This is a genomic window from Allobosea sp. GW821-FHT03A12 (genome assembly GCF_058986765.1).
In genome coordinates, this window is the sequence record NZ_JBYSVZ010000002.1 from 40,895 (window position 1) to 65,150 (window position 24,256).

A 24,256-nucleotide genomic window follows, 5' to 3' on the forward strand; every position below is an offset into this window, starting at 1 on the left:
CCGTCCCCCTTGTAGGGAGGGGCAGGGGTGGGGGGCAAAGCTGGAACGATCAGCTCAACGCGATTGCGCTGCCGCTGCTGCCAGCCCTTTTTCCCCTGCCGGTCACCAGGCGGCACCACCCCCATCCCCATACCCTTCCCCACAAGGGGGAAGGGAGGAGCCAAGGCGAGCAGCCTGGTGCGAGGAGTCCTGAAGGGCCAACGTCCTACCGCCGCGTCTGGTCGAAGACGACCTCGCGGTCGCCGGGATATTTGATCCGGTAGGCGAGGCGGATCTCCTTCTGGGCGCCCGGAGCGAGCTCGAAGCTCCAGGCCGAGACGCCGCGCTTGTCGCCGACCTGCTTCTCGGTCGGCGGCGTGCTCTGCGACAGCAATTCGATCGTGATCGCGCTGTTCTCCGAGAAGGGGATGCGCTCGGTCACGGTCAGCTTCACCGGCTGGGCGTGCAGGCTCTTGATCACCGTCTTGAACTCGCGCTGGTCAGTCCGCGTCGAGCCGAGCCAGCCGGAATCATTCTCGCGCCGGCGTACTGGGACGCGCGTCACCTTGAGGCGGTCGTCGGCGCCGAAGCCGAGCTCGACCTTGTCGCCCGGCGCGACCTGCCCGAGCCGGCCCTTGCCGATATAGGCGCCGTCGCGGTGGAGATAGACCTCGCCAGCGAGCAGCGGCGCCTCGTCCTCATGGTTGAAGGTCGCCTCGAGATAGGCCTTCTCCTCGAGCTCGGGCGTGGCGCGGGCCGAGAGCTCCGGCTTGACCTTGCCTTGTGTCAGCACCACCGCCTTGCTGGAGCCGTCCTGCGGGACGGTGACCCGGCCCGGCACCTTGAAGCTCGCCTGATAAGCGCCGGCGCTGACGCTGGCAGTCTGGCCCTCCGCCGGCTTCGGCGCGGCTGCGGCCATATCCGGCGCGGGGGCGATCGGCGCGGGAGCGGCCGACAGTGCCTGCGACTTGGCGGAACGCTCGGCTTCCAGCCTCATTGCACGCGCCCGCTCCTCATAGACCACCGGCGGCTCGTAGAAGGCGATGCGCAGCGGATTGAGCTCCGGTGCGCGCGTGCCCTGGGCCGAGCGCGTGGTCGAGAGCTCGACTGCGACCTCGTTCCAGTCCTCACCGGTGCGCTGGCGCAATTCGGCACGGCGGGTGAAGGCGATCTCGGCGGCATTGCTGCTGCCAGTGGTCAGCCGCGCCTCATAGACCGGCAGCCAGCTCGCACCGGCGACGCGATAGCTGACCGAGATGTCGGCAGCGACCGGCGCCTTGGCCTCGACAGCGATGGCGACATCGCGCTTGGGCTGGCTGGCGCGCGGCGCCAGCGGGCGCGCCTTCTCAAGCGCGGCGATCTCGGCATCGAGATCGGAGATGCGATTGCGCAGCGCGAGCAGTTCGCCCTGGACCTTGACCAAAGCGGTGCCGATCGCGTCGAACACGGCCGGCCAGTCGGCGACCGGCAGGACCTTGCCGTCGGGGCCGAGCTTGTCGGGGCCGATCTTGCCAAAATTCTCGATGGTGGCGCGCTTGGCCTCGATCGCGCTGACCTCGCCGGCGAGCTTGGCCTTCTCGCCTTGCAGCGTGCGGATCTTGCCTTCGAGCACCTGATCGAGGGCAGGGCGGGCCTCGCCCGGGACCTGGCGGACATCGACCGCGCCGATCGAGAAGGCGCCATCGCCCTGTGCCTCGACCCGGATCGAAGCCGGGTCGACGCTGGCGGGCAGGCCACGCAGCACGATCTGCGAGACGCCTTCGAGCAGCGAGGCCTTGCCGAGCCGGGTCACCACCGCGCCGTCGGGGTAGACGGTGACGCGGTCGATCCTTGAGGCAAGTTCGATCTCGGCGGCGCCGGCGAGGCTCGGCGCGAAAATCAAGGCTGCGGCCAGTCCGGTCTTCATCATGGTATCCCCCGACAAATCAAGCGGCCGCGATTTGTCCGGTGGATTTCGGCGCGGCGAGGGCAGAATTGGGCCGGAACGCGGGACAGCGCCGCGAAGGCGCCATCACCGCCCGGCGACGATGGCGGGGCCTTGCCGGTATCAGCGCGGTTTTCGCTACGTCAGGGCGTCGGCAGCGCCGGAATCATCTGCTCGTTGCCGTCGGAGTTCTTCTGCCGAGCGCGGTCATGCAGGAAAGCGACGACCTGTGCCATGGTGTTGGCGTTGCCGAGCGCATCCGTGGTGTTGTTCACGCTGATGTCGCCAAGGCCGACGGTGTGGAAATATTCGTGGGTCACGACGTCGCGCTGCAGATCGGCGTTCGAGGTGAACCAGGACGTGCAAAGGTCGGTGTCCGGTGGCTTACGGCGGGGTGTCGTCCAAGCGAAGGCCGGCCTGGGATCGACGCATTTGCCGCCGGCGCGTGCGGCATTGAGCGATTTCGGCAGGGCGAGGTTCTGTTCGACCAGGTTGATGGCGCTCGCCAGCGCGCTGCGGAAGGCCGGGTCCATCGCGTTCAGCGGCACCAGCAGCTTGCGCGAGATCACCGCGATGTCGCGCCGATAATTCCGGCGTAGTTCGTTGAAAGCGTCCTCGCTGCCGCCTGAATCCTCGAAGTATTTGATCTGACGCTGCAGCAGCCGCATCCGGTTCAGCGCGAAACGCAGCGAGGCGCGGCTGGCATCCCAAGCGACGTCGATGAGCGTCGCGTCGGTCGGTCCCGATGGCGGGGTTGGCGAGGGCGGGGTGAAGCCGGTCTTCTCGATCCGGTACTTGCCGCGATAATAGGGCGCCTCGTACCAGGTATGGTCGTTGCCGGTGGTGAGCGGTCTTTGCCAGCTCTCGCGGGTGGTCGAGCCCTTCCACCACATGTTGACCAGCTTGGAGGTGGCGGCCCAGTTGCCGACGCCGCTTTCCATGCTGCCGAGATCGCGCCAGGTTACGCCGCCGTCGCGCCGGAAATCATATTCCCAGACCCAACCCTTGACCCGCACGGTCCAGGTTCCGATCAGCAAATCGAGATCGCCTGCCATCTGCCATCCCCATCCGCGGGCAAGTCGAGGCCGCCCGGACGGGGCCGCCTGTCCTTGCGAAAGGTAAAGAACGCATAATCGGAGAAATGGGGGATAGACTTGCACGACAGGCTGGCGCCAACAAGATCACGGCGCGAGCTTTGGAGATCGACAGTATAGTGTCGTTCTCGATCAAACAAGGCCGTCACTCCGGCGCTTCGCTTCGCCGCCAGGAAATGGCGGCCGTGGCTGACGAACAGCATGGTGCCTTCGTATTGCGCGGGAGCCGTGATCAGCATCGTTTTCGCTACGTCAGGAGTCGATGGACCTGTCAGGGAGTCGGCAGCGGCGGAACCATCTGCCCGTGGCCGTCGGAATATTGTTGCCGGGCCCGGTCGTGCAGGAAGGCGACGAGCTGCGCCATGGTGTTGGCGTTACGGAACGCTTCGGCTGTCGTGTTCACCTCGATGTCGGCGCAGCCGATCGTGTGAAAGTATTCATGGGTGATGACGTCGCGCTTGAGCTCGGCATTGGCGCTGAACCAGGGATTGCACAGATCGGTGTCCGGCGGCTTGCGGCCCGGCGTGGTCCAGGCGAAGGCCGATCTGGGATCGGCGCATTTGCCGCCGGCATGCGCCGCGTTGAGCGCTTTCGGCAAGGCAAGGTTCTGGTCGAGCATCGAGATGGACTTCGCCAGCGCATCGCGGAAGGCGTCATCCATCGGATTGGCGGGTACGATGAGCAGGCGTGCGATGACCGCTATGTCGCGCCGATAGGTCACCCACAGCATGTCGAAGGCGGCCTGGTCGCCCAGCGAGTCGATGAGGAAGTCGATCTGCCGCTCCAGCAGTCTCAGCCGGCTCAGCGCAAAGCGTAGCGAGCTGCGGCTCGCGTTCCAGGCGGTCTCGATAATATCCGCCTCGGTCGGTGCGGATGGCGTTGGGCTGGGAGCCGGCGCAACGGCGCCGTTCTTCTCGATCCGGTATTTGCCGCGATAATAGGACGACTCGTACCAGGTGTGGTCGCTGCTGTTCGTCAACGGCCTCTGCCAGCTCTCGCGGGTCGACGAGCCTTTCCACCACATGTTGACCAGCGTGGAGCTGGCGGCCCAGTTGCCGGTGCCGTGTTCGGCGCTGCCGAGGTCCCGCCAGCTCACGACGCCGCCGGCGCGAAAATCATATTGCCAGGTCCAACTCTTGACCCGGACCGTCCAGGTTCCGATCAGCAAATCGAGATCGCCGGCCATCTGCCATCTCCATCGGCAGGCAAGTCGAGGCCGCCCGGGTGGGCGGCCTGTCCTTGCGCGAGGCAAAGAACGCATCGTTGGAAGACTGGAGCATAGACCCGGACAACGAGATGACGCCAACACGATTCAGCGTGTGGCGCATCTTTCCGCAGTCAATCTGTCGACGTCGGCGTGGCTCTCTCCAGGACAGGTTGCGCAGGGGCGCACCGCCCTCAGCTGCGCAGGCCAGGCGCCTCCTGGCCGGTGCTGGCGACGTATTCGGTGTAGCCGCCGCCATAAAGGTGAACGCCCTCGGGCGTCAGCTCCAGCACGCGATTGGAGAGCGCTGCCAGGAAATGGCGGTCGTGGCTGACGAACAGCATCGTGCCCTCGTATTGCGCCAGTGCCGTGATCAGCATCTCCTTGGTGGCGATGTCCAAGTGGTTGGTCGGCTCGTCGAGCACCAGGAAATTCGGCGGGTCGTAGAGCATCTTCGCCATGACCAACCGGGCCTTCTCGCCGCCGGAGAGGAAGCGGCAGCGCTTCTCGACATCGTCGCCGGAGAAGCCGAAGCAGCCGGCGAGCGCGCGCAGCGAACCTTGCCCGGCTTGTGGGAACGAGCCTTCCAGCGACTCGAAGATGGTGGCGTCGCCGTCGAGCAGCTCCATGGCGTGCTGGGCGAAATAGCCCATCTTGACGCTGGTTCCGACCGCGACCGAGCCGCTATCGGGCTTCGAGGTGCCGGCGATCAGCTTCAGCAGCGTCGACTTGCCGGCGCCGTTGACGCCCATCACGCACCAGCGTTCCTTGCGGCGGACCTGGAAATCGAGCCCGTCATAGATCGTCTTGCTGCCATAGCGGACATGCACATTCTTGAGGGTGGCGACATCCTCACCCGAGCGCGGCGCCGGCTGGAATTCGAACTGTACGGTCTGGCGGCGCTTGGGCGGCTCGACGCGCTCGATCTTGTCGAGCTTCTTGACCCGGCTCTGCACCTGCGCCGCATGCGAGGCGCGCGCCTTGAAACGCTCGATGAAGGCGACCTCCTTGGCGAGCATGGCCTGCTGGCGCTCGAACTGCGCCTGCTGCTGCTTTTCGGCGAGCGCACGCTGCTGTTGGTAGAATTCGTAGTCGCCGGAATAGCTGGTCAGCGTACCGCCATCGATCTCGACGATCTTGCCGACGATGCGGTTCATGAACTCGCGGTCATGCGAGGTCATCAGCAGGGCGCCGTCATAGCCCTTGAGGAAGCTTTCCAGCCAGATCAGGCTCTCGATGTCGAGATGGTTGCTCGGCTCGTCGAGCAGCATCGCATCGGGCCGCATCAGCAGGATGCGGGCGAGCGCGACGCGCATCTTCCAGCCGCCGGAGAGCGCGCCGACATCGCCCTCCATCATCTCCTGGCTGAAGCCGAGGCCGTCGAGCACTTCGCGGGCGCGTCCGTCGAGCGCGTAGCCGTCGAGCTCCTCGAAACGGCCCTGAACCTCGCCATAGCGGGTGATCAACTCTTCCATCTCGTCGGCGCGGTCAGGATCGCCCAGCGCCGCCTCGAGCTCCTTCAATTCGGCGGCGATAGCGCTGACCGGGCCGGCGCCGTCCATCACCTCGGAGACGGCGCTGCGGCCCTTCATGTCGCCGACATCCTGGCTGAAATAGCCGATGGTGGTGCCGCGATCGACGCTGACCTGGCCCTCGTCCGGCAGGTCCTCGCCGGTGATCAGCCGGAACAAGGTGGTCTTGCCGGCGCCGTTGGGCCCGACGAGGCCGACCTTCTCGCCCTTCTGCAGCGCCGCCGAAGCCTCGATGAAGATGATCTGCTGGCCGTTCTGCTTGCCGATGCTTTCGAGGCGAATCATGATGTCCGGGACGCTGAGAAACTGGAGTTGCCGCGCACTTACAGGGCTAGCGGCGTGGGCGGAAGCCCGGTGGCCGTAAACTCTGCCCGGCACCGTTCTGTGACCCCTGAGAAAACCGCAAGATCGGTCGAGCGCGTCGTGTCTGCGTGGGGCTAGCTGGTGCTGCCACGGATCAGGAAACGATGACGGCAACGCTTCGACACTATCATGCCCGGATGCAGCGGGTGCTGGATCACATCGACCGGCATCTCGATGAGGATCTCGACCTCGACGCGTTGAGCAGCGTCGCGGCCTACTCGAAATATCATTTCCACCGGCAGTTCACGGCGACCTTCGGGCTCTCCGTGCATCGCTATGTCCAGCTCGCCCGCATGAAGCGCGCTTCGTACAGGCTGGCCTACAGGGATGCCCAAAGCGTCACGGATATCGCGATGGACGCCGGCTACGATGCGCCGGATGCCTTCGCCCGCGCTTTTCGGCAACGGCTCGGGCAATCGCCTTCATCGTTCAGGACATCCCCCGACTGGGAACCGTGGCTTGCGGCCTTCGAGCCCCTCGACGATGCAAGGAGCAAGTTCATGCAGACCAGTTTCAGCCCTGACGACTTGACGATCCGCGATGTGCCGCCGACGCCGGTGGCGATCTTCGAGCATCGCGGCGACCCCGCGACGCTCGGCGCCACCATCCAACGCTTCATCGCCTGGCGCAAAGCCGCCGGCCTGCATCCCAGGACGAACCCGACCTTCAATGTCTGGCGGTCCGAACGGCGCCCGGCTTCGCCTGCCGATTACAGCGTCGACCTCTGCGTCGGGACCGACCAGCCGATCGAGGCGCATGGCGAAGAGGTCAAGGCCGGCGAGATCCCCGGCGGGCGCTGCGCCGTGCTGCGCATCGTCGGGCATACCCACAATCTCGAGCCCGCCGCCCTCTATCTCTACCGCGACTGGCTTCCGGCCAGCGGCGAGGAAGCGCGCGACTTCCCGCTCTATTGCCAGCGGCTCAGCCTCTTCCCGGAGGTGCCGGAGCATGTGGCGGTGGCGGAGCTGTTTCTGCCGCTGAAATAGCCTGTTCCGACAGCCGGCCTAGCCCTTCGCGCTGCGTGCGATCATGGCGGTGATCGTGTCGAACAATTCCCGCTTGGCCTCGTCGGCGCCGATCTCGTCGGTCGCGGCGGCGTGCGACAGCCCTTCGGCGGCGCCGAGCATGGCGCGCAAGCCGGCGGTCGGGATCGGCCTGCCCTCGGCGAAGGGCACGAGCAGAGCCCGGCAACGCTCCAGGAAGATCAGGTCGCAGTCGCGCTTGACCGCGGCGAGCTCGGGCGAGCCGGCCAGGGCCGCGACGACACCGGGGATCTCGCGCCCCTGGGCCAGCACGCAGTCGACATAGGAGGAGGCGATCGCCCCGGCCTTACCGGCGAGGGTCGCTTCGCTGCCGTCTATCGCTGCGTTCATGATCGCATATTCGCGCGCGTCGAAATCGCGATAGAGCGCGATCAGCAGGCCGTTGCGGGTGACGAAATGGCTGTAGACCACCGGCTTGGTGACGCCGGCCCGCTCGGCGAGGCGGCCGAGCGTCAGGGCGTCGGTGCCTTCTTCGCCGACGATCCGCCAGGCGGTTTCGATCAGCTGGCGCTGGCGATCCTCCCGCGTCAGGCGCTGGCGGCGTGGCTGTTCGGTATCGAGGCTTGACATGTCTTATGTACCAAAAGTAAATTACTAAAAGTATATAACGGTCGCCCACCAATCGCAATCACCGCAGGAGACATCCCATGCACGCCCTCGTCGTCGTCGCCCATCCCGATCCTAATTCGCTCAGCCATGCCGTGGCGCAGGCGCTGGCCGATGGCGTCTCCGGCGCCGGCCACAGCGTCGAGATCGCCGATCTCGCCAGGGAGGGCTTCGATCCGCGCTTCTCGCTGAGCGATCTTGCCGTCCACCGCCGCGAGATCGCCCAGCCGGCCGACATCGCCTTCGAGCAGGCGCGGGTCGACCGGGCCGATGCGCTGGTGCTGGTCTATCCGATCTATTGGTGGTCGATGCCGGCGCTGATGAAGGGCTGGATCGATCGCGTCTTCGCCAATGGCTGGGCCTATGAGGAGCTCGAAGACATGAAGACGGTCAGGAAGCTGCAGCACCTGCCGGTTCATCTCGTCGGGCTCGCCGGCGCCGACATGCGCACCTATGCCCGCCATGGCTATTACGGCGCGATGAAGACGCAGATCGATCACGGCATCTTCGGCTATTGCGGCGCGCCGGTCGTAACCTCCGAGTTCCTGGTGCCGCTGCCGGACATGTCCGACCATCTCGACACCGCGCGGGTACTCGGCGGCAAGGTGTTCGGGGCGACCGCCTTGCTGTCGGAGCGGGCGGCCTGAAGCAAGCAGCCTTGACGAAATTGGCTCGCCGCCCCTTCTGTGGCGGCGATGACATCGACCTCGCTTCGCCTTCACCTCCGTGACCACACGCGCCAGGCCCATGAGGAGCTCGACCGGACCATCGGCCGACTCGACAGCGCGGGTGCCTATCGGAGCTTCCTCAGGGCATCCTATGCGCATCGGCAACCGGTCGAGCACTATCTCGCCGGCGGCGACTGGCCGGCTTCGTTCGGTAACTGGCGCCCGACCGCGCTCGCGTCTCTGATCACGGCCGATCTTGCCGATATCGGCTCCGGGCCACCGGAAATACGCCCCTTCCACCTGTCAAAAGACATAGCCTCGCTGGTCGGGGTCATCTACGTCCTCGAAGGCTCGGCCCTCGGGGCAAAGCTGATCAGGCGCATGGCAGGCGCCCTCGGCTACGACGAAAACCATGGCGCGCGCCATCTGGCGCGGCAGGAGCGACTGGGATCCTGGCGGGATCTGCTTGCTATCATGGAGCGTCTGGAGAGCATCGACCTGGCGGTGGCTGTACGCGCCGCCGAAACCACCTTCGAGCAGGCGGCCACCGCCATGCGGGAGAACGGATTCGGCCGATGAGCACAGTCGACCTGACCAATTGCGACCGGGAACCGATCCACATTCCCGGCAGCGTCCAGCCCCATGGTTGCATGCTCGTCTGCGACGAGGAGGCGGTGGTCATCCGCCGCCATTCGGTCAATGCCGCTGATTTCCTCGGCCTGCCCGAGGGCAATCTGGTCGGGCGGCGTCTCGAGGAGGTGATGGGCGGCCAGCCGGTGCACGAGCTGCGCAATGCGCTCGCCCGCTCGGGCACGCCGGCACGGGCAGGGCTGATGCCGAAAATGGTCTTTTCGGCCTCGGAGCAGCCCTTTGACGTCAGCGTCCATCGCTACAAGGGCAATGCGATCATCGAGTTCGAGCGCTCGGCGCCGGACGGGACAAGTTCGCCACTCGAATTCGCGCGTACGCTGGTCGGGCGCCTGTCGACCGCATCAAATCCGCGCGACCTGATCTCGAGCGCGGTGCGGCTGCTGCGGGCCGTGCTGCAATACGACCGGGTGATGATCTATCGCTTCGCCGCCGACGGCTCCGGCCAGGTGGTGAGCGAGGCCAAGCGCGCCGATCTCGAAAGCTTCATGGGGCAGCACTTCCCGGCTTCCGACATCCCCAAGCAGGCGCGCCAGCTCTATCTGCTCAACCCGATCCGGCTGGTCTCCAATTCGAGCGGCGAGCGCTTTGCGATCGAGCCGGTGCTCGACGAGAGCGGCGAGCCGCTCGATCTCTCCTACGCGCATCTGCGCAGCGTCTCGCCGATCCATTGCGAATATCTGCGCAATATGGGCGTCGCCGCCTCGATGTCGGTGTCGATCATCGTCGATGGCGAGCTCTGGGGGTTGATCGCCTGCCACCACTACACGCCGCGCTCGATGTCGATGAACCAGCGCATCGCGGCGGAAATCTTCGGCGAATTCTTCGCGCTGCAGCTCAGCGCCCTCACGCAGAAGCAGGCGCTGGAAGCGATCGACCGGGCTCGCGCCTTCCTCGGCAATCTGCTGGCCTCGGCCTCGCACAGCACCGACGTCGCCGGTTTCCTGCGTGCCAATCTCGACGAGTTTCGGCAATTATTGTCCTGCGACGGGCTCGGCCTGCTGATGGAAGGGCAATGGTCTTCGACCGGCTCGGTGCCGCCGGCCGAATTCGTGCCGGAGCTCGCCGGCCATGTCGGCATGATCTCGCCCGGCGCGGTCTGGAGCAGCGATTGCCTGAGCGCATCATTGCCGAATGCGGGTGCCTTCAGCGCCGAGGTCGCCGGCGTCATCGCCGTGCCGCTCTCGCAATTGCCGCGCGACTATCTCTTCTTCTTCCGCCGCGAGTTCGTGCAGACGATCGAATGGGGCGGCGATCCCAACAAGACCTATACCTCCGGCCCGCTCGGCGACCGGCTGACGCCGCGCCAGAGCTTTGCCGTCTGGAAGCAGATGGTGGAGAATCGCTCGCGCCCGTGGACCCAGATCGAGCGCGATCTGGCGGAGTCGGCCCGCAGCGCCTTGGTCGAGGTGGTGCTGCGCCAGGGCGAGCTCCTGGCCGAGGAGCGCAAGAAGGCCGATCTGCGCCAGAAGATTCTCAACCAGGAGCTCAATCACCGGGTCAAGAACATCCTCTCGGTGATCAAGTCGATCATCTCCTACCCGCTTGGCGAAGAAGTCGAGATCGCCGCCTATATCGAGACGATCAAGGGCCGGATCGAGGCGCTGTCGCTGGCGCATGACCAGGTCATGCGCAGCGCCGGCGGTGGAGCGCTGCGGGCACTGATCGAGGCCGAGCTCGGCCCGTACAAGACGGCGCCTGGACGTCTCTCGATCGCCGGGCCCGAAGTCGCGCTCGACTCGCGCGCCTTCTCGGTGATGGCGCTTGTGATCCACGAGCTGGCGACCAACGCCGCGAAGTACGGCGCGCTATCGCGCGAGAGCGGACAGCTCTCCTTGAGCTGGGAGCGGGACGAGGACGGCAGCTGCCGCTTGCTCTGGTGCGAGCGTGGCGGCCCGCCGGTGAATGCGCCGACGCGCGAGGGTTTCGGCAGCGTGCTGGTCTCGCGCAGCATTCCGTTCGATCTCGGTGGCAGCAGCGAGGTCTCGTACCTGCCTGAGGGCGTCGAGGCGCGCCTCGCGATTCCTGCGGTGTTCGTGACCTGGCTTTCGGCGCCGGCCGCTGACGAGGCGCAGACCGAGCGCGTATCCGATGAAGAGCTCCTGGATGAAGGCGAGCCGCTGGCCGGCAAGACCGTGCTCCTCGTCGAAGATCAGTTTCTGATCGCGATGGAAGTCGAGGAGATGCTGCGAGGGCTCGGGGCGGGGGAGGTCATCTCCTGCGCGAGCGTGCGCGAGGCACTCGCCGCGATCGAGCGGCGCCGGCCGGAATGCGCCGTGCTCGACGTCAGCCTCGGCGCCGAAAATTCCGACGCGGTGGCGCAGCGCCTGCGCGAGCTCGAAGTGCCCTATATCTTCGCGACAGGCTACGACGCGGTTCCGTCCCTGGAAGCTGGCGTACCGGCCCTGCGCAAGCCCTATACGCGCGCGGCGCTTTCAACCGCGCTCGCCGCCCTGAGCCGGAGCTGAGTGTTCACGCCCGTCCGCGCGCACTCGCCTGTGGCTTGACCCGCATCTCCAGGAAATTGCGCAGCTCGGTCACGCGCTTGATGGGGTCGAGCACCTCCTCGTCGAGGCCAAGGCCCCAGGCGAGGTCGCTGCGGCTAGGATCGGCGTCGAGCGCGTCGAGATCGGCGATCCAGGCGGCCGCGGCCGCCTCGTCCTTGCGCAGGCCGCGCTCGATCAGGGTTCCGCTGTGGCGCCGCAGGATCGTCGCGATCAGGCGCAGCGAGAATTCTGGGTGGTACTGCACGCCCCAGAAGACGCCGCCATCCTGGCGGAACTCGGCAGCCTGGATCGGGCTGAGCGCGTTCGAGGCGAGGATGGTCGCGTCACTGGGCGGGGCGACGATGCTGTCGAAATGGATCGCCGGAGCGTCGAAGGCGGCGGGCCGGCCGGCGAGTAGCGGGTGCCGGGCCCCGGTCTCATTGACGGCGATGCGGCGGGCGAAACCGATCTCGAGGCCGTTCGGATTGAGCGCCACCGTGCCGCCGGCGGCGACGGCGCCGATCTGGATGCCCCAGCAGGAGCCGAAGCAGGGCGTGCCGCTCCTGTAGATCGCCCGCATCAATTCGATCTGGCGGGTCACCGCCGGCTCCGGGCCGTGGATGTGCAGCGAGGAGCCGGTCAGGGCGATGCCGTCATAGGAGGCGAGGCCGGCGCCGTCGGGCAGGTTGGCACCCTCGTCGGCAGGCAGGCAGATATCGGTGATCAGGGACGGCTCGATCCGGCGCAGCTCCGCTGCATAAGCTTCCGACGGCGTCGCGCCGGCGTCGCGGATGTATTCCTCGCGCCCTTCGCGCTTGTAGCCGTCGACGACGAGGACGCGCAGCGGCTTCGGGGCGACGATGTTCATGGTGATCCTCGGCGGGTTGCTCGCGGCGACGGGGCTGCGTTGCACCTCGTCTTAGCGCGCTTTGCGATCGATCGGCAGCGATCGAACGCAAAGAATTCGCGCAAAAAGCGAATGGCCGGGATGGTCTGGCCGCAACCGTCGCGCCCGCTTGTGCTGCCATGCATGGCCGGCAGGGCCCGGCGGGCGCCCCGATCGTTCGCGCTACCGGGCGCGCCGCGCCTTGGGCATCTTCACAGGTGCCGCCTTGGCGGCCGTGGCGGCGGCTTCCGCATCGGCCGCCTCCTTGGCGAGGCGCAGGGCGCGCAGCCTCGCGGTTTTCTCGGCGACGGCCCGCTGCTCGGCCTTTACCGCGTCCATGGCGCTTTCGGCTTCCTGCCGGCGCTGCTCGGTCTTGGCGAAGTTCCGCTCGGCGCGGAGCTTGGCCTGCTCGGCCGTGAGCCCTTTGGTCGCCATGGCTGCGGCTCCTCTGATCGGGATCAGGATGCGACGGCTGCCGGACGCGGTGGCCGGACCGGACGCGGCTTCGGCTTGGGAGCGGGAAGCAGGCCTTCGCGCTGCGCCTGCTTGCGGGCGAGCTTGCGGGCGCGGCGGATGGCATCGGCCTTCTCGCGAACGCGCTTCTCGGACGGCTTCTCATAGGCCGAACGCCGCTTCATCTCGCGAAACACGCCTTCGCGCTGCATCTTCTTCTTCAGGACGCGCAACGCCTGGTCGACATTGTTGTCGCGGACGAGAACCTGCATTCGGTTTTCCTTCTGGTCGAAACGTCTTGATCAGACGCCTGGTCAAGACGCCTCCTGGAAACAAAAAAGGGCCGGGTTGATCCCGACCCTTCCTGAGCTATCCCGCGTGGAGCGGGCGTGGCGCCAGTACATCCGTGGTCGCCTGCCGCTGATCTCTCACGCTGGACAGCGTGTCGGCTCACTCGGCGCGCAGGTTGTCGGCCGACATCTTGCCAGAACGCTTGTCCTGGACGAGTTCGTACGAGATCTTCTGGCCGTCGCGGAGATCGCGCATGCCAGCGCGCTCGACGGCGCTGATGTGGACGAACACGTCCTGGCCGCCATCATCCGGCTGGATGAAGCCGAAGCCCTTGGTGCCGTTGAACCATTTCACTGTGCCGTTGGCCATAGTCGTACTCCTTCTCATGAGGATAGGTTCACACACGGCGGTTGCCGCGCGTGTTTCGATGAGGAGGAATGTCTCAGCAATGCGCACAGGCGGCGCGGGCCAATTCGTTCGGCCTAGATCGAGTGCTACAAATGGGGGTTTATGCTCCATTTGTCAATGCAACTATAACGTGCGACATCGGCGGCGAGACGGATGCAGCGGTGGAGGCGGGCTGTCGCCGGCCTCGCCGGCTCAGCTGCGCGGCGACGTCATCCGCGCGACCACGGAGAGGGCGAACTCGACGAGATAAGCGTTGAGCGCCAATGAGGCGGCGCCGGCTCGCGTCGTATCCCGGGCCAGGATCGCTTGCAGGATGTCCTGGTGCAGCCGCTTGCCGTGGGTGATCTCGGCCCGTTCGTCGCGGACATGCATGATCCAGAAGCGCCGGGACAGCGTCTGCAGCGGCACCATCAGGGCTTCCAGATAGGGGTTGTGGGCGGCCTGGATGATCAGGGCGTGGGTCTGGCGGATCGTGTCCGAATAATCGTGGAGGCCGAAATCGCCGGCGAGCGTGGTCTTCAGCGCCGCGATCGCCGCGATATCCTTCTCCGTCGCCCGGCTGCAGGCGAGCTCGACGGCCAGGACCTCGACGGCGCGGCGGACCTCGAGCCCGCTGAGCTGATCCTCGACCGAGATCGCCGGAATCTCGATGCCCTTGTTGGGATGGATGCGCAGCATGTGATTGAGGGCGAGACGCTGGATCGCCTCGCGCACCGGCGTGCGTCCGAGCCCGGTCAAGTCCATCAGGCCGCGTTCGGACACCATCGAGCCCGGCTTGAGATCGCCCTGTTCGATCAGGCGCTCGATGACGCCGACCGCCTGCTCCGACTGATTCATCCGGCCTGCCCGCATGCGCTGCCGCGATCGATCGAACGCGGCGATTCCCGACCGTCTCGATAGCCGATCCCAAGGGGCTTTCCAAACTGCCATTCATCCAATATATCGGTTGGATATCATTTGAATGTCACTCCAGCCCGGACCCTCCGCATGAAGTACCGTCCATCGTCAGAGCCGAGCCCGCTGCCCTATTCGCCGTTCAAGAGCTGCACCGTGCCGCGGCCTATCGGCTGGCTGTCGAGCGTCAGCGCCGCCGGCATCGAGAACATCGCGCCCTACAGCCAGTGGCAGAACCTGAACTTCGATCCGCCGATGGTGATGTTCTCGGCGAACCAGTACCCGGACGGGCGGCGCAAGGACACGGTGCTCAATGCCGAGGAAACCGGCTGGTTCGTCTGGAACATGGCGACCTACGACCTGCGCGAGGCGGTCAATCTGAGCGCGATGGCGCTGCCGCCGCATGAGAGCGAATTCGACCGCCTCAGCGTGACGCGGGAATATGCCGACAACGCCCGCATCCCGATGGTCAAGGAAAGCCCGGTGAAGTTCGAGTGCCGCTATCTTGGCACCCATCGCCTGAAGGGCAACTCGCCGGTCGGGTCGATCGACATCGTCTTCGCCCAGGTCGAGACGATCCATATCGACGATCGGATCATCACCGCCGACGGCAAGCTCGACATCGCCGCGATCAAGCCGATCGCCCGGCTGGGCTATTTCGACTACGCCGTGGTGAAGGACACCTTCGAAATGCGCGTGCCGGGGGCCGATGCCGATGCTCGCTTCGGCCTCGAAGGGCGCGCCGCCAGCCGCTGACGCCGAGCGCGGATCGCCGTCCAGTGAAGCTCTGGCCGGCACCAAGCATCACATAGAATAAGAGGGGTCATCTCATGTCTGACATCGCCGCATCGGGCGCGCTTCACCCTGCCGGATCCCGGCGGGTGAAGGATCTCATCGCCGTCAACTTCGGCAATACGCTGGAGTGGTTCGACTGGACGATCTACACGATCTTCGCGCCCTATTTCGCCCTTCAGTTCTTCCCATCGAGCGACAAGTCGGCGGCGCTGCTGGCGGCCCTCGCGGTCTTCGCGGCGGGCTTCCTGACACGTCCGCTCGGCGGCTTCCTGTTCGGCCTCTACGCCGATCGCGTCGGCCGCAAGCAGAGCCTGACGCTGGCGATGTTCATCACCGCCGGTGGCAGTCTCGTCATCGCCTGCGCGCCGACCTTCACCATGGTCGGGCTCGCGGCCTCGATCATCCTACTGGTGGCGCGGCTCGCGCAGGGCATTGCGCATGGCGGCGAGATGGGGACCTCCGTCACCTATCTGGTCGAGCGTGCGCCACGGCATCGGCGCGCGCTCTATGGCAGCACCTCCTGGGTGAGCGTCGTGCTCGGCACGATGATCGCGACCATCACCGGGCTCCTGCTCAACGCCAATCTCGACCGGCCGGCGCTCGAAAGCTGGGGCTGGCGCGTTCCGTTCCTGCTCGGCGGGCTGCTCGGCCTCTACGGGCTCTATCTGCGGCGCCAGCTCACCGAGACCGACAGCTTCGAGAAGGGCAAGGGGCAGCAGGACGATCACGGCGCCGGCATGGCCGCGCTCGTCCGGAACTGGCGCGGCGTCGCCGTCGTCTTCGGCCTCTCGGCCGGCGGCTCGATCATGTTCTACACGTGGCTGATCTACAGCCCGACCTTCGCCCAGATCAGCCGCGGCCTCGACGCCAGATCGGCCCTGACCGCCAGCCTGATCGCGCAGGCGGTCTTCCTCGTCGCGATCCCGATCGTGGGCTGGCTCGCCGACCGCTTCGGGCGGCGCGTCTTCATCATCCTGTTCGGCCTCGGCTTCATCGCCGCGACCTTCCAGCTCGACGCGCTCATCACCAACAGCTTCTCAGGCCTGCTGACTGCGATGATCTCAGCCCTGCTGATCCTGGCCTGCCTGTTCGGGGTCAATACCGCGGTCTGGGCCGAGGTGTTTCCGACGACGGTCCGGGCGACCGGGGTGAGTGGCCCGCTCTCGCTGGCGACCGCGATCTTCGGCGGCACCGCGCCCTATGTGAACACCTATCTCGCGCAGATCGGCGAGCACCGGCTGTTCCTGGTCTACCTCATGGCCGTCTCGGGCATCACGCTGGTCACCGGCCTGCTCATTCCCGAGACGCGCAAGCTCGAGCTCGACCGGCCCGACACCGGCCGGTTGTCCAATTAGACGAGCTCGGCTTGAAGAGTTCTGCGGGCGCGCTCCCGGAAGCGGTTGCACGCCCGCGATGAGTCTTATCGCAAACTCTCGACTGCCAGCTTCGCCACAGCGGCATGGGCCGCCTCACGCTCCTTCTCACCGACCTGGGCGCCGGCGAGATAGACCGAAATAGCGAAGCGGCGGCCATCCGGCAGGGTGACGATGCCGATGTCGTTGGTGGCGTGGTTAAGGCCGTCGGCGCTCGGCCCAAGCCCCGTCTTGTGGGCGAAGCGCGCGCCTTTCGGTAGCCCGGCCTTGATCCGGTTCGGGCCGGTCTTGGATTCGAGCAGGATCTTGTCGAGCATCGCGGCGTTTGCAGGATCGCGCAGCCAGTTCCCCTTGGCGAGGCCTTCGAGGAAGGCGATCGAAGCTTCGGGCGAGGCGGCGTCGCGCTTGTCGGCCAGCGTCGCCTGCAGCCGCTTCCTGCGCTCGGCGGCTGGGATTGCGCTGATCGCGGCGTAGAACTTGGCGGTGTCGATCTGCTGGTCCCAGCCATAGCCAGGCAGGCCGAGGATCTCCGGCTGGAAGACGCGCTCATAGCGGTCGACCGAGATGCCGGTGACGCCGCCGTCCTTGAGGATTGCGGTCAGCGCCTGCGGCCCGCCGATCAGGCGCAGCAGGAGGTCGGCGGCGGTGTTGTCGCTCTCGGCAGTCGAGCGCGTCAGGAGCTCGCGCAGCGGATACTCGTTGCGCTCGCCCTTGAACGCCTTGGCGAGCGGGCTGTGATAGAGCGAGAGATCGTTGCGGGTGACGGTGATGGGCTGGTCGAGCTTCAGCTTGCCCGCCTCGACCGCCTGCAGCACGCCGATCGCCAGCGGCAGCTTGAACACGCTCTGCAGCGGGAAGGGCTCGGTGCCGCGATAGGACCAGCTCTTGCGGTCCTTCAGATCGATCAGGCCGACGCCGATGCGGCCTTTCGTGCTGTGCTCGATCGTCTTGATGCCGGCATCGAGCTTGGCCTTGTCCCAGTCGGCGAAGGCGGGCGAGGCGGCGAGGAAGGCGAGGGCAGCGGTGCAGGCGTAAGCGAAGGCGCGGCGGGTCGGCATGGGCATTCCCTTGTGGCGGGCGGCCACAAGGGAATGTGATTGCGGCGGGCGTTTGACGCTCGGACTGCCTAAGAAAGGCGGTCTCGCTATCTGGACCCGCAAGCCGCCGCCTGTTCGCGGTCCTGGATGATGGCGCGGGTCAGGTTCGCGATCAGCGCGACGCAGATAAGCGCGCAGGCCAGCGCCAGCACAAGGCGCCAGCGCTTGCGCCAGGCCATGGCGTTGATGACGAGGCCGCTGCCGAAGACCAGCAGGGCCGGGACGGCGAAGATGAAGACAGCGGCGGGACCATCGCAGTCCAGCGCGTCGATGCCGAGCGCATCCCGGTATTCGTTGGCCGGAAGCGATGCGGCGATCAGTGCCAGGGGCAGGCCGAGCGCCAGCACCGCGTAGCCGAAGAGCGCCAATCCACGCCGAGCCTGGATGGCGCCCTTCTGCGGATCCCCGTCAGGGTCCAAGAAGCAGCCTTCAGAACTTCAGCCGGCGCGCCCGCTTCACCATCGGGATCTCGTGGATCTTCGCCAGCAATTCGTCCGAGACCGGCTCGTCGACGGCGACATAGCAGATCGCGTCGCCGCCCGGCTTGTCGCGGCCGAGATTGAAGGTCGCGACATTGACGCCGGCCGCGCCGAGCAGCGAGCCGAAGGCGCCGATGAAGCCCGGCTTGTCGGCGTTGCGGACATAGAGCATGTGCGGCGCGAACTCGGCGTCGACCTGGATGTCGCGGATCTCGATGATGCGCGGCTTGCCGTCATGGAAGACCGTGCCCGAGGCATGGCGCGGCATGTCCTCGGCCTCGACGACGATGCGGATGACGCTTTCGAGATTGCCGGCGACCTCGCGGGTCAGTTCCTCGACGACGATGCCCTTCTCCTTCGCCACCATGGCCGAGTTGACCATGTTGATCTCGGGCAGGAAGGGGCGCAGCACGCCGGTGATCGCCGCCGCTGAGATCGCCTTGAGGTTCAGGCTCGCGACCGCACCCTCATACTCGATCCGGATGCCCTTGACCGGCGCCTCGGTGAGCTGTCCCAGGAAGGAGCCGAGCTTCTCGGCGAGGTCGACGAAGGGCTTGATCCGGGGCGCTTCCTCGGCGGAGATCGAGGGGAAGTTCACCGCATTGGTGATCGCGCCCTTCAAGAGGTAGTCGCTCATCTGCTCGGCGACCTGCAAAGCGACATTCTCCTGCGCCTCATTGGTGCTCGCGCCGAGATGCGGCGTGCAGACGACGTTGTCGAGGCCGAACAGCGGATTCTGCTCGGCCGGCTCGACCGAGAACACGTCGAAGGCGGCGCCGGCGACATGGCCGGACTTGATCAGCTCTGCCAGCGCGGCTTCGTCGACCAGGCCGCCGCGGGCGCAGTTGATGATGCGCACGCCCTTCCTGGTCTTGGCGAGGTTCTCGGCCGAGAGGATGTTCTTGGTCTTCTCGGTCATCGGCACGTGCAGGGTGATGAAGTCGGCGCGCTTCAGCAGCTCGTCGAGCTCGACCTTCTCGACGCCGAGCTGCACCGCCCGCTCTGGCGAGAGATAGGGGTCGAAGGCGATGACGCGCATCCGAAGGCCGATGGCGCGCTCGGCGACGATCGAGCCGATATTGCCGCAGCCGATCAGGCCGAGCGTCTTGGCCGTGATCTCGACGCCCATGAAGCGGTTCTTCTCCCACTTGCCGGCCTGGGTCGAGGCGTCGGCCGAGGGGATCTGGCGGGCGAGCGCGAACATCATGGCGATGGCGTGCTCGGCGGTGGTGATCGAGTTGCCGAAGGGCGTGTTCATCACGATCACGCCGCGGCTGGTCGCGGCCGGGATCTCGACATTGTCGACGCCGATGCCGGCGCGGCCGATCACCTTCAGCTTCGTCGCGGCTTCCAGCAGCTTGGCGGTCGCCTTGGTCGCCGAGCGGATGGCGAGGCCGTCATAGTCGCCGATCACAGCGGCGAGCTTGTCCTTGTCCTTGCCGAGATTGGGATCGAAGGTCACGTCGATGCCGCGATCCCGAAAAATCTGCACGGCTGCGGGGGAGAGGGCGTCGGAGATGAGGACTTTTGGTGCGGGCATGGGATGGCTCCGGCTGCGCGCCGCAAGCGGTCGCGCGCATGAATGGGGTCTGGCGTCATGGCCGGGCTTGACCCGGCCATCTCGGGACGCGAAGGCGCAGAAGGGCGCCTCTTTCGTAATGAGATGGTCGGCTCAAGGCCGACCATGACGGCCTGATCAGGCCGCCTTCTTCAGGCCCGCCTTCGCTTCCGCGAACGCATACGCGATCCACGGCAGCAGCGCCTTGAGGTCGCGCGACTGCACGGTCGCGCCGCACCAGATGCGCAGGCCGGGAGGGGCGTCGCGGTAATGGCCGAGATCGTAGCCGGCGCCGGCCTTCTCGATGATCGAGACCACCTGCTTGGCAAACGCCGCCTGCGCGTCGGCCGGCAGCGCCGTCACCGCCGGGTCGGTGAACTTGAGGCATACCGAAGTGTTCGAGCGCGTCTTCGGCTTGACCGCGAGGAAGTCGATCCAGTCGTTCTCGCGCACGAACTTGGCGAGCACGCGGGCATTGCCGTCGGCGCGCTTCACCAGCCCGTCGAGGCCGCCGACCTTCTTGGCCCAGGCCAGCGCATCGAGATAATCCTCGACCGCGAGCATGGACGGGGTGTTGATCGTCTCGCCGGCGAAGATGCCTTCGGAGAGCTTGCCGCCCGAGGTCATGCGGAAGATTTTCGGCAGCGGCCAGGCCGGCTTGTAGGTCAGGAGCCGCTCGACCGCGCGGGGCGAGAGCACGATCATGCCATGCGCGGCCTCGCCGCCGAGCACCTTCTGCCAGGAGAAGGTGACGACATCGAGCTTTGGCCAGTCGAGGCGCTGGGCGAAGGCGGCCGAGGTCGCGTCGCAGATCGTCAGCCCCTCGCGGTCATCGGCGATCCAGCTGGCGTCGACGACGCGCACGCCCGAGGTCGTGCCATTCCAGGTGAAGACGACGTCGCGGGTCTTCGTGTCGACCTTCTTCAGGTTCGGCAGCTCGCCATAGGGGGCGGTGAAGGTGCGCACATCCGCCAGCTTGAGCTGCTTCGTCACATCGGTGACCCAGCCCTCGCCAAAGCTCTCCCAGGCGACCATGTCGACGCCGCGGGCGCCCAACATCGACCACATCGCCATTTCGACGGCGCCGGTGTCGGAGGCCGGCACGATGCCGATGCGGTAATCGGCCGGGACCTGCAGCACCTCGCGCGTCAGATCGATCGCGAGTTTCAGCTTGTCCTTGCCGATCTTGGCGCGGTGCGAGCGGCCGAGCGCTGCGTCACTGAGGGCTTTGAGGTTCCAGCCGGGGCGCTTGGCGCAGGGGCCGGACGAGAAATGCGGCACGCGCGGACGCGCGGCCGGAATCGTATTCGCCATCGATGTTCTCCATCCTTGCAGATGGGCGCGCCGCGTTGGGGCGGCGTGTCCCGTCGACGGGCGTAGGATGGGGAGGGTGGGGGAGTCAAGCGGTGGGTGGGACTTAGTTCTTTGTCCGCAGTATCGATATGTAAGAGCGCCGATGAATGCGCTCCTCCCAAGTTGCCCTTATTTTTACCTCTAATCGTGGAACATCGGTCTTCAAACTGCTTTGCCACAAATTTGGATTATACTCAAAAACGCGAAGCATATTATCGACATCGAAAATTCGACCGGTGTCTGCTGATTTGATTATCGCAACAGGTTTTTTCCTGCGACATTCTAATTCCTAATTCAAATAGTACATTCGGGTTATGATCTGTTAAATCTGCAATCACGATATCTGAATCTATCAACTCGTTGATTATCGTGGATTGAATAACATCGCTGCCATCTTTGTTGGCAGTCGCTACGTCAAAACCTGCTGCTACAGCTGCTGGCTTGATGAGACTTTCGAAAACTTCGTCAAAAAAACACGAGGCCGAGCAGGGTTCCTCTCTGTGAAGGGCATGATAACAAAGCATTTTTTGCCATCTGTATTGTGTTCTGCCGCAATCGTCTTTACCGCTGGTACACTCGGCGCAGAGAAGCGCCGCTCGATGGTGCCCTCTAGAGCACTAGAGTTCCATGTGGCTCCAATTTGTACAAAATCGCAATTTTCTAGGAATATCTCTCTAAATTATTCATGAAATTCCTTTAGTAGATTAAATTCTGTTACAAGGGTGTTTGATAGAAATTCAATTTCGGGAGTTTGTTTCCTTTATAATACTCTAGGACTTTTGAGAATAGTTCAACGTTTAAGAATGCTCGGCGGCGAGCGCTTAAAACGGCCTCTGGACTTGGCGCGTAGACAACGTCTCTCCCAATTTTCTCGATCGATATCGCTGTCGCAGCTCTAGTTCCGCTTGTTAAGCCGTACAAAGCTGATGCTCGATAAAGTGTATCAATCGCGCTAGATTTTTCACCTATACCGAGGGCCTTGGCGACTTGAGTTGGTGCCCAAGGGTTCCCAGCATTTTTGTCTTTGATGGCATTTGCTATGCTAAGCGACTTTTCCAGTGAAACAGTTGGAAAAGGGCGCGGAGTAGGAGGCCTTCTGGTTTTTGGAGAGGCCGATGCATCTGCTTTGTTATTTACCTCGGCGCTGACGGTCTTTTTGGCACTCTTCGAATCCGCTGTTTCAGGCATCGAGCATTCCCCACAACCGCTAGTTATGGGTGCATGGTTTGTTCGCCTCTGTCCAGCAAGGGAAGGGCTTATGAACCAAATATTTGAGCAGGAAGAGGCTGCTTCGATGTCTCTTAACGGTAGTGGCCTCTTCTGTATTCCCTTGGATAAGGCGCGTCGCAAGCAACTGCCATGACGGAAGGGCGCGGGGAACCCTCTCCTGGAAGGAGAGGGCAGGGTGAGGTGTTCGGACTGGAAACATTGGCCTGGACCCAACTGCGCGGCCGGCGCTCGCGGCGCTGGTCCAACGGCGTACACCTCACCCCTGCCCCTCTCCTTACAGGAGAGGGGTTCTGTTGTGGTTCCCGCGCGTGGTGGGGATAGACCGCCAACTTATCCCCGCCCTCCGAACCTCCCGTATACTCCGCCGCATCCCATCCCCGAGGGGCGGCCATCCGGAGGCATGTCGTTTGGCGGGGTGGGTGCGGCGCCTGCGGGCGAGGGTTGCGCCTCGCTCCCGGGAGGCTTCGGGAACCGACCTGGGGACACTACGATCCTTGCGCGAGGAGCTCGCTAGACCGCGCCGGCTGACGCCGGTGTGACAGAAGCGCGGCCCGGAGTTTTCAAATCGCCGCCTGGCGGAGCGCCACGGGGCGTGCGGATGGTGGCTCAATCCATCCGCGCCGCTGCCGTAGCTCACGGAAGCGGATCACCACCCAGCGCCTCGCGGCGCTCCGCTGCCCCTCACATGCGCGAACGCCCGCAGGATGAGCCTGCGGGCGGGGAAAAGCTTGGCGCGGGGAACCCCTCTCCTGGAAGGAGAGGGGCAGGGGTGAGGTGTTCGGACTGGAAACGTTGGCCTGAACCCAACCGCGCGGTGAGCGTTCGCGGAACTGGTGCGATCTCCCACACCTCACCCTGCCCTCTCCTTCCAGGAGAGGGTTCCCCGCGCCCTTCGCCTTCGGACGCAGCCCTCAGGAAAGGAGCACCCCATGCCTCGCAATCCCGACCATCGCGGCGCGACGAAAGAGGAGTTCGAGCGCTTCCAGCGCGAGCGGCCGATCATGCTGCGCCAGTTCGCGACATTGCTGCAGTGCTGGCGCTTCTGCGGCCGCAAGGATTGCCGGCGGGCCAAGGCCTGCACCGGGCCGGATAGCCTGCAATGCTCGGGCGCGTTCATGCAGGCCCTTTCCGACGAGATGCGCGCGACCTTCCACGAGGCGATCCGCCTGCGCGGCCAGGGCGTCGAGGGCAAGGAGGCCTGGTACGAGGCCGAGCGGCGCATCGCCAGGCACAAGGCGCAGATCGCGGCGATTCCGTTGCCGGGGGAGGGGTAGAAGGCGTGGCGCGGGGAACCCCTCTCCTGGAAGGAGAGGGGCAGGGGTGAGGTGTTCGGAGTGGAAACGTTGGCCTGAACCGACCGCGCGGTGGGCGCTCGCGGATCTGGTCTGATCTCCCACACCTCACCCTGCCCTCTCCTCCCAGGAGAGGGTTCCCCGCGCTTTTTCCGGGCGGGTTGCGCTAAACTCCCCGCCAACAGCGATTCACAGAAAGCCCAGCGCCATGGCCAGAAAAACCCCCGAACAGCTCACCAAGGAATTCGAGGGCCGCAAGGCCAAGGGGCTGGCTAAGGGCGGCGCGGCCTATTGGCCGAACGTGCTGTCGAATGCGGTACTGAAGCTCGTCGCCGCCGGCGGCGAACTCAGCGTCGCGGCGCTGGCCGAGCGCGTCGCGGCAGAAGGGCAGGTGGCTGATCCGGCGGTCAAGGCCGGGGCCGAGGAAGCGCTGGCGCGACTGAAGCAGGCGGCGGCGCGGGCGGCGGAGTAGGGCGCGGGGAGCCGCGGCCGGCTGTCGTCATTCTCGGGCGGAGCGAAGCGCAGACCCGAGAATCTCAGGACGAGAGGGCTGACCAGCGCCCGTTCGGCAAGAGATGCTCGGGTCAAGCCCGAGCATGA

At 65.5% G+C, this 24,256-nt stretch carries 24 protein-coding genes; 8 read left to right on the forward strand and 16 right to left on the reverse strand.

The window, feature by feature from the left end; genetic code table 11:
- Positions 1–205: 205 nt before the first annotated feature.
- The 5 genes from AC3WLC_RS06775 to AC3WLC_RS06795 all read right to left on the reverse strand — a co-directional run bounded on the left by AC3WLC_RS06775 (position 206) and on the right by AC3WLC_RS06795 (position 6,018).
- Positions 206–1,885 (reverse strand): mucoidy inhibitor MuiA family protein, encoded by a 1,680-nt coding sequence (locus AC3WLC_RS06775; RefSeq protein ID WP_493683177.1) that lies wholly within the window; start codon positions 1,883–1,885, stop codon positions 206–208.
- 161 nt (positions 1,886–2,046) lie between these two features.
- Positions 2,047–2,958, reverse strand: coding sequence for a hypothetical protein (locus AC3WLC_RS06780; RefSeq protein ID WP_493683178.1), 912 nt, complete (start codon positions 2,956–2,958; stop codon positions 2,047–2,049).
- The gene (locus AC3WLC_RS06785) at positions 2,934–3,236 is read right to left on the reverse strand and encodes a hypothetical protein (RefSeq protein ID WP_493683179.1); all 303 of its coding nucleotides are present in this window, start codon (positions 3,234–3,236) and stop codon (positions 2,934–2,936) included. The genes AC3WLC_RS06780 and AC3WLC_RS06785 overlap by 25 nt, the downstream gene beginning before the upstream one ends.
- 32 nt (positions 3,237–3,268) lie before the next feature.
- A complete protein-coding gene (locus AC3WLC_RS06790; protein ID WP_493683180.1) occupies positions 3,269–4,183 on the reverse strand; it encodes a hypothetical protein in 915 nt (304 codons plus the stop codon).
- A 212-nt stretch (positions 4,184–4,395) separates the two neighbouring features.
- Positions 4,396–6,018: an ABC-F family ATP-binding cassette domain-containing protein gene (locus tag AC3WLC_RS06795; protein ID WP_493683181.1), complete on the reverse strand. Its 1,623-nt coding sequence runs from the start codon at positions 6,016–6,018 to the stop codon at positions 4,396–4,398.
- 182 nt (positions 6,019–6,200) lie between these two features.
- Here AC3WLC_RS06795 and AC3WLC_RS06800 point away from each other — a divergent pair, with 182 nt between their 5' ends.
- Positions 6,201–7,082: an AraC family transcriptional regulator gene (locus AC3WLC_RS06800; RefSeq protein WP_493683182.1), complete on the forward strand. Its 882-nt coding sequence runs from the start codon at positions 6,201–6,203 to the stop codon at positions 7,080–7,082.
- A gap of 18 nt (positions 7,083–7,100) precedes the next feature.
- Here AC3WLC_RS06800 and AC3WLC_RS06805 read toward each other — a convergent pair whose 3' ends face one another.
- Positions 7,101–7,709, reverse strand: coding sequence for a TetR/AcrR family transcriptional regulator (locus AC3WLC_RS06805; RefSeq protein ID WP_493683183.1), 609 nt, complete (start codon positions 7,707–7,709; stop codon positions 7,101–7,103).
- Positions 7,710–7,786: 77 nt separating this feature from the next.
- Between AC3WLC_RS06805 and AC3WLC_RS06810 the strand changes: the two genes are divergently transcribed.
- The 3 genes from AC3WLC_RS06810 to AC3WLC_RS06820 are packed head-to-tail and all read left to right on the forward strand — an operon-like array spanning position 7,787 to position 11,529.
- On the forward strand, positions 7,787–8,392 hold the full coding sequence (locus AC3WLC_RS06810; protein WP_493683184.1) for an NAD(P)H-dependent oxidoreductase: 606 nt from the start codon (positions 7,787–7,789) through the stop codon (positions 8,390–8,392).
- 48 nt (positions 8,393–8,440) lie between these two features.
- The gene (locus tag AC3WLC_RS06815) at positions 8,441–8,992 is read left to right on the forward strand and encodes a biliverdin-producing heme oxygenase (protein ID WP_493683185.1); all 552 of its coding nucleotides are present in this window, start codon (positions 8,441–8,443) and stop codon (positions 8,990–8,992) included.
- Complete coding sequence (locus tag AC3WLC_RS06820) at positions 8,989–11,529, forward strand: HWE histidine kinase domain-containing protein (protein ID WP_493683186.1); 2,541 nt, start codon at positions 8,989–8,991, stop codon at positions 11,527–11,529. Before AC3WLC_RS06815 ends, AC3WLC_RS06820 begins: the two co-directional genes overlap by 4 nt.
- A 4-nt stretch (positions 11,530–11,533) precedes the next feature.
- Here the strand turns inward: AC3WLC_RS06820 and AC3WLC_RS06825 are convergent, their stop codons facing one another.
- From AC3WLC_RS06825 to AC3WLC_RS06845, 5 genes are all read right to left on the reverse strand, one after another.
- The gene (locus AC3WLC_RS06825; RefSeq protein ID WP_493683187.1) at positions 11,534–12,415 is read right to left on the reverse strand and encodes a type 1 glutamine amidotransferase; all 882 of its coding nucleotides are present in this window, start codon (positions 12,413–12,415) and stop codon (positions 11,534–11,536) included.
- Positions 12,416–12,616: 201 nt separating this feature from the next.
- On the reverse strand, positions 12,617–12,868 hold the full coding sequence (locus tag AC3WLC_RS06830) for a hypothetical protein (protein ID WP_493683188.1): 252 nt from the start codon (positions 12,866–12,868) through the stop codon (positions 12,617–12,619).
- A gap of 23 nt (positions 12,869–12,891) precedes the next feature.
- A complete protein-coding gene (rpsU, locus tag AC3WLC_RS06835) occupies positions 12,892–13,158 on the reverse strand; it encodes a 30S ribosomal protein S21 (RefSeq protein ID WP_291671866.1) in 267 nt (88 codons plus the stop codon).
- Positions 13,159–13,336: 178 nt separating this feature from the next.
- Positions 13,337–13,546, reverse strand: coding sequence for a cold-shock protein (locus AC3WLC_RS06840; protein WP_291671884.1), 210 nt, complete (start codon positions 13,544–13,546; stop codon positions 13,337–13,339).
- 231 nt (positions 13,547–13,777) lie between these two features.
- Complete coding sequence (locus tag AC3WLC_RS06845) at positions 13,778–14,422, reverse strand: GntR family transcriptional regulator (RefSeq protein ID WP_493683189.1); 645 nt, start codon at positions 14,420–14,422, stop codon at positions 13,778–13,780.
- Positions 14,423–14,572: 150 nt separating this feature from the next.
- Between AC3WLC_RS06845 and AC3WLC_RS06850 the strand changes: the two genes are divergently transcribed.
- On the forward strand, positions 14,573–15,235 hold the full coding sequence (locus AC3WLC_RS06850; protein WP_493683190.1) for a flavin reductase family protein: 663 nt from the start codon (positions 14,573–14,575) through the stop codon (positions 15,233–15,235).
- A 125-nt stretch (positions 15,236–15,360) separates the two neighbouring features.
- Complete coding sequence (locus AC3WLC_RS06855; RefSeq protein ID WP_493683191.1) at positions 15,361–16,629, forward strand: MFS transporter; 1,269 nt, start codon at positions 15,361–15,363, stop codon at positions 16,627–16,629.
- 65 nt (positions 16,630–16,694) lie between these two features.
- Here the strand turns inward: AC3WLC_RS06855 and bla are convergent, their stop codons facing one another.
- The 5 genes from bla to AC3WLC_RS06880 form a co-directional block, all read right to left on the reverse strand.
- On the reverse strand, positions 16,695–17,705 hold the full coding sequence (gene bla, locus AC3WLC_RS06860) for a class A beta-lactamase (RefSeq protein WP_493683192.1): 1,011 nt from the start codon (positions 17,703–17,705) through the stop codon (positions 16,695–16,697).
- A gap of 86 nt (positions 17,706–17,791) precedes the next feature.
- Entirely contained in the window at positions 17,792–18,112 is a 321-nt protein-coding gene (locus AC3WLC_RS06865) for a hypothetical protein (protein WP_493683193.1), read from the reverse strand.
- Between the two features lie 61 nt (positions 18,113–18,173).
- Positions 18,174–19,763, reverse strand: coding sequence for a phosphoglycerate dehydrogenase (gene serA, locus AC3WLC_RS06870; protein ID WP_493683194.1), 1,590 nt, complete (start codon positions 19,761–19,763; stop codon positions 18,174–18,176).
- Between the two features lie 156 nt (positions 19,764–19,919).
- Complete coding sequence (locus AC3WLC_RS06875) at positions 19,920–21,095, reverse strand: phosphoserine transaminase (RefSeq protein WP_493683195.1); 1,176 nt, start codon at positions 21,093–21,095, stop codon at positions 19,920–19,922.
- A gap of 753 nt (positions 21,096–21,848) precedes the next feature.
- Positions 21,849–22,322, reverse strand: coding sequence for a hypothetical protein (locus AC3WLC_RS06880; RefSeq protein ID WP_493683196.1), 474 nt, complete (start codon positions 22,320–22,322; stop codon positions 21,849–21,851).
- Positions 22,323–23,293: 971 nt separating this feature from the next.
- Between AC3WLC_RS06880 and AC3WLC_RS06885 the strand changes: the two genes are divergently transcribed.
- Both AC3WLC_RS06885 and AC3WLC_RS06890 read left to right on the forward strand, forming a co-directional pair.
- Positions 23,294–23,638 carry a hypothetical protein gene (locus AC3WLC_RS06885; RefSeq protein WP_493683197.1) on the forward strand — a complete coding sequence of 115 codons (345 nt, stop codon included), beginning with the start codon at positions 23,294–23,296 and terminating at the stop codon, positions 23,636–23,638.
- 226 nt (positions 23,639–23,864) lie between these two features.
- On the forward strand, positions 23,865–24,128 hold the full coding sequence (locus AC3WLC_RS06890; RefSeq protein ID WP_493683198.1) for a hypothetical protein: 264 nt from the start codon (positions 23,865–23,867) through the stop codon (positions 24,126–24,128).
- Positions 24,129–24,256 lie beyond the last annotated feature (128 nt).

Bases quoted from the DNA above. Each gene is read 5' to 3' on its own strand.
- AC3WLC_RS06775 (WP_493683177.1), bottom strand. From the start codon at position 1,885: ATGAAGACCGGACTGGCCGCAGCCTTGATTTTCGCGCCGAGCCTCGCC.
- AC3WLC_RS06780 (WP_493683178.1), bottom strand. From the start codon at position 2,958: ATGGCAGGCGATCTCGATTTGCTGATCGGAACCTGGACCGTGCGGGTC.
- AC3WLC_RS06785 (WP_493683179.1), bottom strand. From the start codon at position 3,236: ATGCTGATCACGGCTCCCGCGCAATACGAAGGCACCATGCTGTTCGTC.
- AC3WLC_RS06790 (WP_493683180.1), bottom strand. From the start codon at position 4,183: ATGGCCGGCGATCTCGATTTGCTGATCGGAACCTGGACGGTCCGGGTC.
- AC3WLC_RS06795 (WP_493683181.1), bottom strand. From the start codon at position 6,018: ATGATTCGCCTCGAAAGCATCGGCAAGCAGAACGGCCAGCAGATCATC.
- AC3WLC_RS06800 (WP_493683182.1), top strand. From the start codon at position 6,201: ATGACGGCAACGCTTCGACACTATCATGCCCGGATGCAGCGGGTGCTG.
- AC3WLC_RS06805 (WP_493683183.1), bottom strand. From the start codon at position 7,709: ATGTCAAGCCTCGATACCGAACAGCCACGCCGCCAGCGCCTGACGCGG.
- AC3WLC_RS06810 (WP_493683184.1), top strand. From the start codon at position 7,787: ATGCACGCCCTCGTCGTCGTCGCCCATCCCGATCCTAATTCGCTCAGC.
- AC3WLC_RS06815 (WP_493683185.1), top strand. From the start codon at position 8,441: ATGACATCGACCTCGCTTCGCCTTCACCTCCGTGACCACACGCGCCAG.
- AC3WLC_RS06820 (WP_493683186.1), top strand. From the start codon at position 8,989: ATGAGCACAGTCGACCTGACCAATTGCGACCGGGAACCGATCCACATT.
- AC3WLC_RS06825 (WP_493683187.1), bottom strand. From the start codon at position 12,415: ATGAACATCGTCGCCCCGAAGCCGCTGCGCGTCCTCGTCGTCGACGGC.
- AC3WLC_RS06830 (WP_493683188.1), bottom strand. From the start codon at position 12,868: ATGGCGACCAAAGGGCTCACGGCCGAGCAGGCCAAGCTCCGCGCCGAG.
- rpsU (WP_291671866.1), bottom strand. From the start codon at position 13,158: ATGCAGGTTCTCGTCCGCGACAACAATGTCGACCAGGCGTTGCGCGTC.
- AC3WLC_RS06840 (WP_291671884.1), bottom strand. From the start codon at position 13,546: ATGGCCAACGGCACAGTGAAATGGTTCAACGGCACCAAGGGCTTCGGC.
- AC3WLC_RS06845 (WP_493683189.1), bottom strand. From the start codon at position 14,422: ATGAATCAGTCGGAGCAGGCGGTCGGCGTCATCGAGCGCCTGATCGAA.
- AC3WLC_RS06850 (WP_493683190.1), top strand. From the start codon at position 14,573: ATGAAGTACCGTCCATCGTCAGAGCCGAGCCCGCTGCCCTATTCGCCG.
- bla (WP_493683192.1), bottom strand. From the start codon at position 17,705: ATGCCGACCCGCCGCGCCTTCGCTTACGCCTGCACCGCTGCCCTCGCC.
- serA (WP_493683194.1), bottom strand. From the start codon at position 19,763: ATGCCCGCACCAAAAGTCCTCATCTCCGACGCCCTCTCCCCCGCAGCC.
- AC3WLC_RS06875 (WP_493683195.1), bottom strand. From the start codon at position 21,095: ATGGCGAATACGATTCCGGCCGCGCGTCCGCGCGTGCCGCATTTCTCG.
- AC3WLC_RS06880 (WP_493683196.1), bottom strand. From the start codon at position 22,322: ATGCCTGAAACAGCGGATTCGAAGAGTGCCAAAAAGACCGTCAGCGCC.
- AC3WLC_RS06885 (WP_493683197.1), top strand. From the start codon at position 23,294: ATGCCTCGCAATCCCGACCATCGCGGCGCGACGAAAGAGGAGTTCGAG.
- AC3WLC_RS06890 (WP_493683198.1), top strand. From the start codon at position 23,865: ATGGCCAGAAAAACCCCCGAACAGCTCACCAAGGAATTCGAGGGCCGC.